This window comes from Flavobacterium hercynium, assembly GCF_002217285.1.
Lineage (GTDB): Bacteria > Bacteroidota > Bacteroidia > Flavobacteriales > Flavobacteriaceae > Flavobacterium > Flavobacterium hercynium.
In genome coordinates this window covers 1-14345 of sequence record NZ_MUGW01000052.1, presented here as the reverse complement: position 1 = coordinate 14345, position 14345 = coordinate 1, and the positions used below count along the sequence as shown (strand labels likewise).

The 14345-nt window shown below is 34.8% G+C and carries 12 protein-coding genes; 6 read left to right on the top strand and 6 right to left on the bottom strand.

Translation table 11 applies throughout. The annotated features are described in order from the left end of the window. Positions 1–163: 163 nt before the first annotated feature. Positions 164–1543: a sialate O-acetylesterase gene (locus B0A66_RS19690; protein WP_089051576.1), complete on the bottom strand. Its 1380-nt coding sequence runs from the start codon at positions 1541–1543 to the stop codon at positions 164–166. Next, a complete protein-coding gene (locus B0A66_RS19685; RefSeq protein WP_089051575.1) occupies positions 1540–2628 on the bottom strand; it encodes an SGNH/GDSL hydrolase family protein in 1089 nt (362 codons plus the stop codon). Before B0A66_RS19685 ends, B0A66_RS19690 begins: the two co-directional genes overlap by 4 nt. Before the next feature lie 178 nt (positions 2629–2806). Here B0A66_RS19685 and B0A66_RS19680 point away from each other — a divergent pair, with 178 nt between their 5' ends. Further along, on the top strand, positions 2807–3319 hold the full coding sequence (locus B0A66_RS19680) for a C40 family peptidase (RefSeq protein WP_089051574.1): 513 nt from the start codon (positions 2807–2809) through the stop codon (positions 3317–3319). Between the two features lie 234 nt (positions 3320–3553). On the opposite strand, the gene B0A66_RS19675 is transcribed toward B0A66_RS19680, so the two are convergent. Further along, on the bottom strand, positions 3554–3973 hold the full coding sequence (locus tag B0A66_RS19675) for a DUF1573 domain-containing protein (protein WP_089051573.1): 420 nt from the start codon (positions 3971–3973) through the stop codon (positions 3554–3556). Between the two features lie 163 nt (positions 3974–4136). On the opposite strand from B0A66_RS19675, the gene B0A66_RS19670 reads away from it, so the two are divergent. Both B0A66_RS19670 and B0A66_RS19665 read left to right on the top strand, forming a co-directional pair. After that, positions 4137–5399: a sensor histidine kinase gene (locus tag B0A66_RS19670; RefSeq protein WP_089051572.1), complete on the top strand. Its 1263-nt coding sequence runs from the start codon at positions 4137–4139 to the stop codon at positions 5397–5399. Further along, the gene (locus B0A66_RS19665; RefSeq protein WP_089051571.1) at positions 5396–6082 is read left to right on the top strand and encodes a response regulator transcription factor; all 687 of its coding nucleotides are present in this window, start codon (positions 5396–5398) and stop codon (positions 6080–6082) included. The genes B0A66_RS19670 and B0A66_RS19665 overlap by 4 nt, the downstream gene beginning before the upstream one ends. 21 nt (positions 6083–6103) lie before the next feature. On the opposite strand, the gene B0A66_RS19660 is transcribed toward B0A66_RS19665, so the two are convergent. The 3 genes from B0A66_RS19660 to B0A66_RS19650 form a co-directional block, all read right to left on the bottom strand. Then, positions 6104–8308 (bottom strand): B12-binding domain-containing radical SAM protein, encoded by a 2205-nt coding sequence (locus tag B0A66_RS19660; protein WP_089051570.1) that lies wholly within the window; start codon positions 8306–8308, stop codon positions 6104–6106. 94 nt (positions 8309–8402) lie between these two features. Then, positions 8403–9035, bottom strand: a complete 633-nt coding sequence (locus tag B0A66_RS19655; RefSeq protein ID WP_123868268.1) for a hypothetical protein — start codon at positions 9033–9035, stop codon at positions 8403–8405. Positions 9036–9049: 14 nt separating this feature from the next. Continuing rightward, the gene (locus tag B0A66_RS19650) at positions 9050–10327 is read right to left on the bottom strand and encodes an MFS transporter (protein WP_089051568.1); all 1278 of its coding nucleotides are present in this window, start codon (positions 10325–10327) and stop codon (positions 9050–9052) included. Positions 10328–10600: 273 nt separating this feature from the next. Between B0A66_RS19650 and bshC the strand changes: the two genes are divergently transcribed. From bshC to B0A66_RS19635, 3 genes are all read left to right on the top strand, one after another. Further along, complete coding sequence (bshC, locus tag B0A66_RS19645; RefSeq protein ID WP_089051567.1) at positions 10601–12190, top strand: bacillithiol biosynthesis cysteine-adding enzyme BshC; 1590 nt, start codon at positions 10601–10603, stop codon at positions 12188–12190. A gap of 125 nt (positions 12191–12315) precedes the next feature. Further along, positions 12316–13587, top strand: a complete 1272-nt coding sequence (locus tag B0A66_RS19640; protein ID WP_089051566.1) for an acyltransferase family protein — start codon at positions 12316–12318, stop codon at positions 13585–13587. 205 nt (positions 13588–13792) lie between these two features. Then, a complete protein-coding gene (locus B0A66_RS19635; protein WP_031456090.1) occupies positions 13793–14212 on the top strand; it encodes a nucleoside-diphosphate kinase in 420 nt (139 codons plus the stop codon). Positions 14213–14345: the final 133 nt, after the last annotated feature.

Genomic DNA, 14345 nt, shown 5'->3' with positions numbered 1-14345 from the left:
TCTTTGTCGAGTTTCTCGTGGGGATCTACTTCGTCTGTTCGCTTTCGCTCGGGTCTCCTTCGTCGAGATGACAAGATTGGGCTTAAAGTCTAACAATCTAAGAATCTAAGAATCCAAAAATCTAAAATCTACATTCTAAAATCTAAAATCTAAAATCAATCTCTCATTCCGTACTAAAACAAGAAGCTGGTAAATTTGCTTTGTTAAACAAATTGGACACAATGGTATTTCCCCAGGCAAAGCGAACCTTTGCGGGAACCGGAACTTTTTTGCTTGTCAAGATCACCTGATTGTTTTTTATGGAAGCTTCGGCTGGGTAAAAAATACCATCCTGACCTGCTACTTCAAACTGATCGTTTTTTTTATCTTTAAAATATAATCCTTCAGCATAGTCAAAAGAAACTATGGCTTTATTCTTTTCTATGGTAACAGATGAATAAAGCGGACCATTAACCAAATTAGAATTGGTTTTATACGTATTAGCCAAAGCCAGATTTGCTAAGCGAACGCCAACCGACTTTTTATCTGTTGGGTGAATTTCTTTTACCTCAATAACATCACTAATAACTGCCATTCCGGTATTTGGAACTTCTTTCAGCATCTTGCGTTGCGAATCACGTAAAGTAACATTCGAGAAGTTATTGCTTCCTGTTTTATAAGGTGCAATCTGAACATAGTAGAACGGAAAATCATTTTGCCACATTTTTCTCCAAGACGAAATCAACGCGCCTAATGTTTTGTCATATACCAAAGAGCCAACATTCGATTCACCCTGATACCAAATCGTTCCTACAATTTTAAATCCTGTAAGCGGATAAATCATGGCGTTGTAAGCGCGTCCGGGTTGTCTTGGACCGTATTCTTCTTCGTTTAGCTTCTTGGCATTTTCTAATAAAACAGGATCGTTCTGAACCACTTCTTCCGGCATCCAGATTTCAGCGGGAGTTCCGCCCCAGTTAGATGATATTAAACCAATTGGAATGCCTTTTAAATCTTCCTGCAAACGTTTGGCAAAGAAATAGCCAACCGCACTAAATTGCTTCATGGTTTCCGGAGTAGATTCTGTCCAGTTTCCTGACACATTATTTTGTGGCGTTACAGCAGTTAATTTTGGAACAGAAAAAAATCGAATGCTAGGATTTGCAGCCTTTTTCACTTCCTCTTCACCATTATCGATTCCCCAGCTTGCCGGCATTTCCATATTCGATTGTCCCGCACAAAGCCAGACTTCTCCAATCAGAATGTTTTTCAGGATTACTTCATTATAACCTTTTATCGAAATTGTAAAAGGTCCTCCCGCTTCGGGTGTTTGGATTACAATTTCCCAGTGCGCCTGATTATTGGCAACGGTTTTATATTCCTGATTGTTCCAGCCGGAAACCAATTTGATTTCTTCTTTTGGATTTGCCCAACCCCAAATTTTCACTTGCGAGTTTCGCTGCAAGACCATATTATCACCAAAAATATTCGGAAGTGTAACGTTTGCCATCATAGTACTGGAAATCATCAGAAAGAAAACAAACTTAAATATATTATTTTTCATTTAAGTAACTTTTTTAAAAACGGACCATATTCATTCGCCAAAATCTGATGATCTGCTACATCGGGATGTCCTGTACAACCATGCGGTTGCATTGGTTTAAATTTAAAAATCAAAATAAGTTTGTGTGTTTTATCAGTGTCAAATGCCGCTTTTACTTTTTTAAGACAATCTTCGAAAACAACGGCATTTTCTCCTCTCACCATTGGACTATTGGTAAGCACCAACTGCGCATTTGGATTGTGTTTGTATAGCATTTTGATAAAGCCAATATAATTCGATACATACTTTTCTGCATTAAATGGTAAGCGTTCTTTTTTACCATCGCCACCGGAAAAATCATTGGTTCCTAAAGCAATGCTGATAATATCGGGCTGAAAAGCAAAGTCATACTTAGGTTCCGGAAGTGTTTTATTTAAATACAAATTTTCATAAACGACCGGCATAATCGCTTCGTCTTTGTTCTCATCGTTCCAGTTTCTATACATTCCAATTCCCGAAACACAGCTCATCAGGTAATCAACTCCAATTTTTCTCGAAAGAACAGGACCGTAAGCGTAATATCCGTTATGATGATCAAAGTATTCGCCTTTATCACATGGAATATCAGATCCATCACTTGCCGCACCACAGGTAATCGAGTCACCAATAAACTCAATTTTCTTTTTCTTTTTTGCAGTAATCGACGTTAGCTTTGCTGTTGTTCCTACAAACAAAATACCACCGCTATGGGCTTCGGTAGTTTTGTAAATCTCAAGTCGGTGTTCTTTTTTAGCCTCCTTGATTTTTATGGGAAAAGATTGTGCTGCTCCTTTTTCTATTCGTAGTTTGCCTATATATTTTCCATCTAAAATCAAAGACACATAATTATGATGTTCCCATGCATCCACACTTTGTAGGGTAATCGAACATTCGTTTCCGGTAAAATTAAAAGAAACAGAAGACGCCGTTCCGATCAAAACAACATTGTCATTTTGCTTTTTTTCAACACGTCCTTCATACAAATAGGCATTATTCTTGTCTTGTGCTGTTAAAATGATAGAAGTCAGCAAAAACAAAATTAAAAGTGGTATTTTTTTTAGAAACATAATTTAAAGGCTAAATAAAATTGTGATTCACAAATATACCCGAATTATAATGTTGCGGAAGATACTAAAACATCAAAAAGTAATAAAAAAACACCAAAACAGCAGTCAGTAATTTCTTTGATATTCAAAAGCAACGGCTTACCTTTATGAAATAAACACTTTTAGTTATTCCATCAAAATGAAATTAATCCTCTGTATTCTTACTGCGTTATCCTTTTTCCCTTCTTCATCAAAAAATACAGAAAAGGTTGTTCCGCAAAAAACTGTTCAAAGAACTATCGTAAAAACACAAACAGCAATAGACCGCGATTCGATTGTGGCGTATGCCAAAAATTATTTAGGAACACCGTACCTCTATGCAGGAAACGATCCTAAAAAAGGTTTTGACTGCTCCGGTTTTGTGAGTTATGTTTTTAAACATTTCGACGTTAGCTTACCCAGAAGTTCGGGCAGTTACAAAAACTTAGGTACTCCGGTTGCTCCGGAAGATTTTAAAGTGGGAGATATTTTGGTTTTTTATGGGTACAAAGACAAAACCGTTGTAGGTCATCTAGGAATTATCTGCGAAGCCAATGGTATGCAGTCAAAATTTATACATTCTTCTTCCGGAAAAGTAAAAAGCGTTACAATTACTTCTCTTGAGACAGAACATTACACCAAGCGTTTTTATAAGTGTATTAACGTCTTATGAATTGTGAATTGTGAAATGTGAAATGTGAAATGTAAGTTATGATTTTTTAATTTTTAATTTTTAATTCATTACATAATCTTTCTCTTTCTTCAAAAATCTAAAGTCTAAAGTCTGAAATCTAAAATCTAAAATTCTAACAATCCAACAATCTAAAAATCGAACTATCTAAAAATAAAAAAACTCCAAACACATAATGTATTTGGAGTTTTTCACTTTATAACCAACCTTTTATTCTTAAATAACTGTTCCTTTTAAAGTAAGTACTTTTGGAGCTGTTTCTGCGCTTGTTGTTACGGTAACTGTTTTTGTGAAACCACCTTTAGCAGCTGCGTTGTAAGTTGCTGTTACTTTTGCTGATTTACCTGGCTGAACTGGTTCTTTTGTGTAATCAGTTGCAGTACATCCGCAAGATCCCTGAACATTTGTAATTACAACAGCTGTTTTTCCTGTGTTTTTAAATTCGTATACAATTGCTTTTGGTGTTCCTTGTGGAATCTGACCTACATCAATTGTTTCTGCTTTCCAAACGATTGTCGAAGCTGTTTCTGCTACGATAACTTCATCTGTACTTACTACTGACTGAACTGGTGCAATTGCTGAAAAAGACATTAAGCCTAATGCTAAAGCAAGCATTGAAATTTTAATAATTTTCATATTATATCTATTTTAAGTGATTTATGGTTAAATTTATAATTCAAAGGTACTACAGACCTGTTTATGTCGTTGTTAAGCGTTGTCAAATGTTTGTTAACGACTTGTTAACAGCCGTTTTTAAAGGATTTTTTACCTATATTTCAATTTTAAATCTGATTTTTTCTTGAAAATAAATAAACTCAATAGCATCATTCTTTTAGGACTTATTGCCATCATAGGTATCTTGATTGCGCAATTACTTTGGACAAAAGAAGCTTTTACGCTGGAGCAAAAAAAACTGAGTCAGAAAACGCATATCGCCCTTCTTGAGGTTACTAAAAAACTGTACGAAGGTACCAATCACGAATTGCCTGCTCAGAATCCGGTTCAGAAAATTGCCAACGATTATTATATCGTAAATGTCGATAACGATTTTGAACCTGATATTTTAGAATTCTACTTAAAAAATGAATTCAAAAAAATGAATATCACCACTGATTTTGAATATGCGATGTACAATTGCCAAAGCGACGAAATGATTTATGGCAATTATATTTCATTATCTCAAAATAACAGAGTAAAACAATCTGTCTATTTTCCTAAACATAAAAATCTGGTCTATTATTTTGCAGTACGTTTTCCAAATGAAACCTCGTATTTGTTTAGTTCGATGCGTTTTTGGTTTGTGCTTTCGCTTGCGCTAATTTTTATTCTGCTTATTTATGTGTACTCCATTTTTACACTTTTACAACAAAAGAAATATTCCGAATTGCAGCGTGACTTCATCAATAATATGACGCATGAATTCAAAACACCTTTATCTTCCATCTTAATTGCATCTAAATATCTGATTGCTCAAAATCCGATCAAAGAAGATAAAAAACTGCTGACGTACACGGATATCATCATCAAGCAAAGTAATAAGCTCAACCATCATATCGAAAAAATACTGAATGTTGCCAAATCAGATTATACCACTTTAGAACTCAAACCGGAATCTGTTTTAGTAATTCCTATTCTGGAAGAAACGATTGATAATATTGTCTTGAAATATCCTGAAGCAAAAATTAAAATAGATACGCTTTCAAACGACTATACAATTGAGACTGATGTTTTTCATTTTAGCAATCTGGTATACAATCTGCTTGACAATGCCGTTAAGTATTGTGAGGAACAACCTGAAATCACAATTACACTAAAAGAAGAAAAAACAACGTTAAAAATAGCGTTTATTGATAACGGAATTGGCATAAATAATAAGAAAATTTCCTCTATATTTGATAAGTTCTATCGTATTCAAAACTCAAAAAGTAATGAAGTTGCCGGTTTTGGACTTGGTTTGTATTATGTGAAAAATATTTGCGAGCTGCAAAACTGGAAAATTTATGCCCTAAATAATGTAGAAAAAGGTGTTACGATTCACCTATCAATTCCTTATAAAAAATGAAAAATTTTAAAATTCTTTATACCGAAGACGATGAAACATTAGCGTTTCTAACAAAAGACAATCTCGAGCAAAACGATTATGAGGTCGTACATTGCACGGATGGAAAATCAGGTTTGAGCGCTTTTAATAATGAAGATTTTGACATCTGCATTTTTGATATCATGATGCCTAAAATGAATGGTTTTGACCTGGCCACTGAAATACGAAAAACAGATACCGATATTCCTATTATTTTTTTATCTGCCAAAACCTTAAAAGAAGACCGTATAAAAGGATTACGCTTAGGCGCAGATGATTATCTGGTAAAACCCTTTAGCATTGAAGAGCTTTTGCTAAAGATTGAAATTTTCCTGAAACGTTCTCAAAAAAACAGAGCGATTGAAAAGTCTGTTTATGAAATCGGAAAATATCAGTTTGACACTAAAAATTTCATTCTCTTTAATGAGGAAGAAAAAATTGGTCTGACACAACGTGAAGCCGAATTACTGAAATTATTTTTTGACAATAAAAATACGGTTCTAAAAAGAGAAAAAATATTAACTGCACTCTGGGGAACCGATGATTATTTTATGGGACGAAGTCTGGATGTTTTTATTTCACGTCTACGTAAAATTTTAATCAACGAAAAAAACATCATGATAGAGAATCTTCATGGCGTTGGTTTTAGGTTCAAAATGGAATAGTGTTTTCTAGCACCAAATTTATCACAATACCAGTAAACCAAACTCACGCAACGTGTTTACTGGTTTTGAATACCAGAACAATTCAAAATCCTCGAGATTGGTTTCAAAATCAGCTTTGACTTCCTGAAATGTATAATTTTTACTGTTAGCTATGGTTATCTTAGTTAAGATATCGACTAACCATTCACCTTCTTCTTTATTGGTCTGAATCGTGAAACTTTCTTTTTTATCATGAAATGTAAAAGTCATCATTTCCCAGGTCTGTCCTTTTTTAGATTTCGTATACTGTTCTACAAAAGGTTTACCACCTAACCAAACCACTTTTGCATTCGGTTTCGTATTAAAATCATTTCCTTCCTGAATGGCATTATAAATAAAATCGGGATCTATTTTAGTTTTCGGAATTTTAAAATCAAACCAATCCTGTAATTCGTAATCAAAACAGATTCCGTGCATGAAATTAAAAAGTGATTTCTTTAATCCGAAACTGAATTTATCGTGATTAATTCCAGTTGAGTCTGTATATTCAATATCGTTATTGGCAAAAGTTCCAATTGCTTCTGTCGCTTTCGTAACACCAAATTTCTCCGGATACAATCCGACTGGACTATGAGCTGTCATCGCAAATTGATGCCAGAATCCGGATTGCAAAATACCCGCTTCAAACAACTGACGCACCATTTCTAAACTGTCAACAGTTTCCTGAATCGTTTGTGTTGGATATCCGTACATCAGGTACGCGTGAACCATAATACCTGCTTCTGTAAAATTGCGGGTCACTTTTGCTACCTGTTCTACGGTAACACCTTTGTCAATTAATTTTAGTAATCGGTCTGAAGCTACTTCTAATCCACCAGAAACCGCAATACAGCCCGAAGCTTTTAGCAACAAACATAAATCCTGTGAAAAACTCTTTTCAAAACGAATATTTGTCCACCAAGTTACGGCTAATTTTCGTCGTAAAATTTCAAGTGCCAAAGCACGCATTAAGGCTGGCGGTGCTGCTTCGTCAACAAAATGGAATCCGTTTTGTCCTGTCTGCTCCATCATGTCTTCCATTCTGTCGCACAACAAATTAGCGGCTACCGGTTCGTATACTTTTATGTAGTCTAATGAAATATCACAAAAAGTACATTTTCCCCAATAACAACCGTGCGCCATGGTCAGTTTATTCCAGCGCCCGTCGCTCCACATTCTGTGCATTGGATTTACAATTTCGATTACCGAAATGTATTTATCTAAAGGCAAATCAGAATAATCAGGAGTTCCTACATACGCTTGCTTGTAATCGTGTCGTAAGGAATTGTTTTTGTAAACAACAGCTCCGTTTTCTAATAAAAAGGTTCTCTTAAAAAAACCATGATCCGGATTTTCAACATTTGCTATTAATTCTTCAATAGGAACTTCACCATCATCTAACGTAATAAAATCGAAAAACTCAAAAACACGAGCGTCTGAAAGTGAACGCAATTCGGTATTTGGAAAACCACCGCCCATAGAAATTTTTATTTCAGGATGGTGTTTTTTTATCCATTGCGCCGATCTGAAAGCGCTGTATAAATTCCCAGGAAAAGGAACAGAAATTAAAAATATTGTGGGTTTTATACTTTCGATCTTTGCTTTTAAAAGTGAAATTAAAATCGAATCGATATAAGTTGGTTCTTGCTGTAAAGCTTCATAAAGTTCATCAAAAGAATTGGCACTTCGTCCTAATCGCTCTGCATATCGGCTAAAGCCAAAATTTTCATCGACACATTCTACAATAAAATCCGAAATATCTTCAAGATAAAGTGTCGCCAAGTGTTTTCCTTTGTCCTGCGTTCCCATTGTACCAAACGCCCAGTCGAGTTCTTCTAACTGTGCAAAACGAGAAGCTTCTGGCAGAAAATCTTCCTGACAGATTTGTAACGCCAGCGTTGGATTTTTTCCCTGCAAAAACTGAATTACAGCATCAATCGTTTTGATGTATTCATCCTGCAAAGCAAAAATACGTTTGGAATTATCTGAAACTTCAGTACCCGAACCCTGAAACTTTGGATTTGAAAATTCAAACAAATCAATTAATCCCTTTTTTGAAAACAATTCCAATATGACATCAATACCCAAATCTGCCTGAACAGATTCGATATTTTTAGTATTTAAAAAACCTTTAATATACGCACTCGCCGGATAAGGTGTGTTTAACTGCGTAAAAGGAGGTGTAATGACAAAGAGTTTGGTTTTCAAAAGAAATATTTTTGCAAAAATAAGGGATATTTATTAAACTTTAGAAGTATAACAAATATCCTTTTATATTGTTTTCGATAGGGTGCTAAAAACGTTATTTTTCTGCTGTTATAAATTCTTTGGATTCAATTTCCTTAAATACTTTTTGATCCTCATCCCATAAATAGGCGATGTAAAACAATTTCTCGTCGTCTTCATTTTCTTTGCAAATAGCAGATACAAACAAACGGCTATTGTCTTCGCAAACAGCATAATTTTGATTAAAAAAACACGAATTTTGTTCACCTAAAGGAGCGCTGTAAATTTTACCATCACGCACATCAATCATAAATCCAGACACGCATCCGGCTCCGCAACCAAATAACACACCAATATAATGACCCGCAAAATCAATCTTGTCTGATTTGTATGCTTCAATAATTCTGGTCTTAAACATTCCTGAATATTCATTGCTTGCCCAATCTAAAGGCGCTTTTTTAAAATCCTTATCAACCTCTACACTAAATTTTTCAAAATTAATGTTGCTATTTCCAGACTCTTCTTCAACAGATTCTGTTTCGGGGCTTTCTTCTTCAACAGCTACAGCAGCTGTATCAGCAACTATCGTATCTTCTACCGCATAATGAGAGGTAGTTTCTACTTTTTCAATTTCATCACTATTTGTATTTTCCTCTTTTTTACAAGAAAGCAACAATAACAACAAGGCAATCAAAATACAATTTTTCATATTATTCTTTACCATTAAAATTGATGCACTTTCTTAGAAATCACTAAAAACGAAACTAAAGAAATGCAAGCCGCAATAGTCAGATAAAAACCAACATAGGTTAATCCGTAGGTACTTGCGAGCCAAATAGCGATCATTGGGGCAAAAGCAGCGCCAAGAATTCCTGCCATATTGAAGGTTAACGATGCTCCGGAATAACGCACTGTAGTCGGAAACAATTCAGATAGAAAAGTTCCTAAAGGTCCGTATGTGAATCCCATTAATGCCATTCCAAAACACAAAAAGAAGGTTACCATAAAAGAACTGCCTGAGTTTAAGAAAAACGAAAAGAAAAATCCAAAAAGCGCAATTGCAGCAGTCGTGATAATCAATACCGTTCGTCTTCCTAATTTATCGGCAACAAGTGCAGAAATCGGAATAAACAAAGCAAAGAACAAAACCGAAAACAACTGAATCAATAAGAAATCTCTTTTGGCATAACCTAAATCAGAAGTCGCCCAACTTAATGTAAACACCGTCATAAGGTAAAAAACCAAAAATGTAGTAATAGCAGCAAACGTTCCAAAGATCAATTGATTTTTATACGATTTAACTAAAGTAAAAAACGGAACTTTTACTTCTTCATCCTGTTTTTTAGAATTTTCAAATGAAGGTGTTTCGGTGATTTTAGTTCGGATATAAAAACCAACTACTACCAAAAGTGAACTTGCAATAAACGGAATTCTCCAGCCATAATTCATAAAGTCTTCATTGTTCATGGAATCCGTCAATAATAAAAAAGTTCCACCGGAGAGCAGCAATCCAATTGGAGCGCCTAATTGCGGAAACATTCCATACCAGGCACGTTTGTGCGGAGGTGCATTTTCTATCGCCAGCAAAACAGCTCCACCCCATTCTCCTCCTAAACCAACACCTTGTCCAAACCTGCATAACATTAACAACAATGGAGCAGCAACACCAATACTGGCATAACTTGGCAAAAATCCAATAGTAACGGTAGAAATTCCCATTGTTAATAAAGCGGCAACTAAAGTAAACTTACGCCCAATTTTATCACCATAATGCCCAAAAAAAGCAGAACCAAGCGGACGTGATAAAAAGGCAATCGAAAAAGTGGCTAACGATTCTAATGTTGCCATTGTCGAATCTGAACTAGGGAAAAATAATTGTGGAAAGACCAAGACGGCAGCATTGGCATAAATATAAAAATCAAAAAATTCTATTGTTGTTCCAATTAGGCTTCCAAAAAGAACATGCTTTAAGGAGTTTTTCTTGTTCGGGCTTGTTTCCATGTAAAAGAGATATAACTTTTTTTTTGATTACAAAAATATGGTTTCATCACGAATAATTCATCTTTACCTGAAATAGTTTTAAAACAACACATGTTTTTTAACAAATAACCTATCATTTCAACTTTACAAAATAGTTTTCAGATTAGAATTAAAAACTTGATAATCGGAGCTTTAAAATAAAAATCAAAAATTGAATCTTAAGCAATCGTTAAAAACGTTTTTAACTGTATATTTTCATTAAATTTACAGCTATCAAAAAATAAACCTAAAATTATGCCTACCGACTGTATCAGCTTTCAATCTTCCGGATATTTTTCTAAACTAATGCAAGATTATTTAGATCAGAAAGCTGAATTAAAACCGCTGTATAATAATTTTCCAACTTTAGAAAATTTCGAAAAACAGCTTACCGAAAAAGCCGCTAATTTTGATAACGCAAACCGAATTCCTCTTGTTGACACCTTAAAAAATCAATACCAAAACATTGACATTTCTGATGCAACAAAACAAAATATTGAACTTTTAGCGCTTCAAAATACTTTTACCATTACAACAGGACATCAGCTCAATTTGTTTAGCGGTCCTTTGTATTTCTTATACAAAATCATTTCAGCTATAAATCTTACCAAGGAATTAAAACTAAAATATCCGACGTATAATTTTGTTCCCGTTTACTGGATGGCGACAGAAGATCATGATTTTGATGAGATTAACTATTTTAATTTCAAAGGAAAAAAATTCAGATGGAACAAGGAAAGCACAGGTCCTGTTGGCCGACTTTCGACAGAAGGTTTAGCAGAATTCTTTGAAATCTATTCACTTGAATTAGGTTCAAGTACTAATGCCGGAACAATCAAAAAATGGTTTGAAGAAGCGTATCTAAAACACGATAATCTTGCTGATGCAACTCGTTTCCTGGCGAATACTTTATTTGCAAACCAAGGTTTAGTAATTCTGGATGCTGATGATGCTAATCTTAAAAAAGCATTTGTTCCTTTTGTCAAAGAAGAATTAACCGAGCAAACCTCATTCAAAGCTGTTTCCAAAACAATCGAGCAACTTAGCGAATATAGTGTACAGGTCAATCCACGCGAAATAAATTTATTTTATATCGAAGATGATTTGCGCGAAAGAATCATTTTTGAGAACGACAAATACATCATAAACAATACCCGCATATCCTTTTCTAAAGAAGAAATCTTTACATTATTAGAACGTAATCCGGAGAAATTCAGTCCCAATGTTATTATGCGTCCGCTGTATCAGGAAATCATTTTACCGAATTTATGCTACATTGGGGGAGGCGGAGAAATTGCGTATTGGTTAGAATTAAAATCATTCTTTGATGCTGTAAACATTACATTTCCAATTCTTTTAGTTCGAAACTCAGTTCTTTTAACTACCGAAAAACAAGCTAAAAAAGCAGATCAATTAGGTTTAAGCTGGAAAGATTTATTCACAAAACCAGCTCACCTAACGAATGCGATTACACATAAAATATCACCATTTCCGATTGACTTAACGCCGCAAAAAGAAATACTGGCAAAACAATTTCAGTATCTGCATGAATTGGCAGCGCAAACAGATCAGTCTTTTACCGGAGCAGTAAAAGCACAGGAAGTGAAACAAACCAAAGGATTAGAAAATCTGGAAAAACGTTTACTAAAAGCTCAAAAACGAAAATTGCAGGATCAGTTACAACGTGTAACCGATTTACAATGCGAGTTATTCCCGAATCAAAGTCTGCAGGAACGTCAGACGAACTTTTCAGAGTTTTACCTGGAAAAGGGCGAGCAATTGATTCCTCTTTTGATTCAAAAACTAAAACCTTTAGAATCTAATTTTGACATTATAACCATATAAATAAGAAACAGCAAAAACAATAAAGTAATAAGTTTCAGAAACAAATAACCACCTCATCTGAAAGTATTGCCTCTCTAAACCAAATAGTAACTTTTAAAACAAAAACTAACCTATTACCAAAACCTATGACCAGAGAGCGCTTGATTTCATTAGATGTCTTCAGAGGATTAACTATTTTATTAATGACCATTGTAAACAATCCCGGAGATTGGGGAAATGTTTATCCGCCTTTATTACACGCCCATTGGCATGGCTGCACACCAACCGATTTGGTTTTTCCGTTTTTCATTTTTATCATGGGCGTAGCGATTCCGCTTGCCATGCCGGACAAAAAGTACGATAGCACTACTTTTAGTAAAATCTTAGTACGTTCCTTACGCATGTTGTGCCTTGGAATTTTCTTTAATTATTTCTCTAAAATACAATTATTTGGTCTCGATAGCATTCCATTGCTTATCGTCCGAATGCTTATTACCATTGCAGTTGGATATGCCTTAATGGGAAGTTTTAGCTCCAGAATCAAAAACATTCTCGCTTTTTCTATATTGTTTGTTTATCTCTTTTTAGCTTACAGTGGTATCGAAGCCTATCATGATGTTCGTCTTCCCGGCGTTTTACAACGTATCGCCGTGGTGTATTTTGTAGCCTCTTTATTGTACCTAAAAACAACACAAAAAACTCAAATTATAGTTGGATCCGTTTTACTATTAGGATATTGGGCAATCATGACCTTAGTTCCTGTTCCCGGAATTGGACCTGCAAATTTAGAGCCTGGCACCAATCTGGCAGCCTGGGTTGACAGTGTTTTTCTAAAAGGTCACATGTATAGCGGCACCGTAACCTGGGATCCGGAAGGAATTTTAAGTACTATTCCATCAATCGTAAACGGAATTATTGGATTATTAATTGGTCAATTATTACAACGCGAAATAACAAAAAAACAAAAGGCTTCAAAAATGGCAATTGCCGGAGTCGCACTTATCATAGCGGGATTACTTTGGAACATCGTTTTCCCTATCAACAAATCGCTTTGGACAAGCAGTTACGTTCTGTACACAACCGGATTAGCTACGGCTTGCCTTGCTTTGTTGTATTACATTATTGACATTGCCAATTATCAAAAAGGATTTAAACTGTTCTTAATCTGGGGTGTCAATCCCATGATTGTATTTTTCTTCTCGCAAATTATTCCGCAGGCACTCGTAATGATTCCCGTTACAAATCCTGATAATGCTTTAGAAAAAACAAATTTATTAGACTATTTGTACCGTTTTGGTATTGCACCATTTTTCAGCAATCCAATGACGGCCTCGCTTGCAGGCGCTTTGGTTTATGTTGCTATCTGGACATTTATCTTATGGATTTTCTACAGAAACAAACTGATTTTCAAAGTATAAAACTTCTTTGAACTAATTCATTATAAACAAGGACGCATTACGATGCGTCTTTTTTTTGGTTGTAAGATTATGTTTAAACTCTAACGCTTTCGTATTTTTTAAGTTTTCTTCTCTAAAACATCGTTTCACATCATTTAAATTATGAATTTATTAAAATCAATTCACAAAAAAAGTCTAATTTTGCACAAAATATAAAAACACAAAAATGGCAACTAATAGAACTTTTACAATGATTAAACCGGATGCTGTTGCAAACGGACACATCGGAAACATTTTGGCAATGATTACTAATGGCGGTTTCAAAATCGTTTCATTAAAATTAACTCAATTAACTGTAGCAGATGCTAAAGCATTTTATGCAGTTCACGCAGAAAGACCTTTCTACGGAGAATTAGTAGAATTTATGTCTCGTGGACCAATCGTTGCTGCAATTTTAGAAAAAGACAACGCAGTAGAAGATTTCAGAACTTTAATTGGAGCTACAAATCCAGCTGAAGCTGCTGAAGGAACTATCCGTAAAGCATACGCTACTTCTATTGGAGAAAATGCAGTTCACGGTTCTGATAGCGATGAAAACGCTGCTATCGAAGGTGCATTTCACTTCGCAGGAAGAGAGCAATTTTAATTTTTAGATCTTTAGATTGTTAGACTTCTTAGACTAGCTTAGATTTTTAGATTACTAGATCGCATAAAAAAGAAACCACTTCTTACGAAGTGGTTTCTTTTTTATTAAAGCTATGTCTTGTCCTGAAATAGCG

What these genes read in the sequence shown, in the direction of transcription:
- B0A66_RS19690 (WP_089051576.1), bottom strand. Translation starts at nt 1,543, where the DNA reads ATGAAAAATAATATATTTAAGTTTGTTTTCTTTCTGATGATTTCCAGT.
- B0A66_RS19685 (WP_089051575.1), bottom strand. Translation starts at nt 2,628, where the DNA reads ATGTTTCTAAAAAAAATACCACTTTTAATTTTGTTTTTGCTGACTTCT.
- B0A66_RS19680 (WP_089051574.1), top strand. Translation starts at nt 2,807, where the DNA reads ATGAAATTAATCCTCTGTATTCTTACTGCGTTATCCTTTTTCCCTTCT.
- B0A66_RS19675 (WP_089051573.1), bottom strand. Translation starts at nt 3,973, where the DNA reads ATGAAAATTATTAAAATTTCAATGCTTGCTTTAGCATTAGGCTTAATG.
- B0A66_RS19665 (WP_089051571.1), top strand. Translation starts at nt 5,396, where the DNA reads ATGAAAAATTTTAAAATTCTTTATACCGAAGACGATGAAACATTAGCG.
- B0A66_RS19655 (WP_123868268.1), bottom strand. Translation starts at nt 9,035, where the DNA reads ATGAAAAATTGTATTTTGATTGCCTTGTTGTTATTGTTGCTTTCTTGT.
- B0A66_RS19650 (WP_089051568.1), bottom strand. Translation starts at nt 10,327, where the DNA reads ATGGAAACAAGCCCGAACAAGAAAAACTCCTTAAAGCATGTTCTTTTT.
- bshC (WP_089051567.1), top strand. Translation starts at nt 10,601, where the DNA reads ATGCCTACCGACTGTATCAGCTTTCAATCTTCCGGATATTTTTCTAAA.
- B0A66_RS19640 (WP_089051566.1), top strand. Translation starts at nt 12,316, where the DNA reads ATGACCAGAGAGCGCTTGATTTCATTAGATGTCTTCAGAGGATTAACT.
- B0A66_RS19635 (WP_031456090.1), top strand. Translation starts at nt 13,793, where the DNA reads ATGGCAACTAATAGAACTTTTACAATGATTAAACCGGATGCTGTTGCA.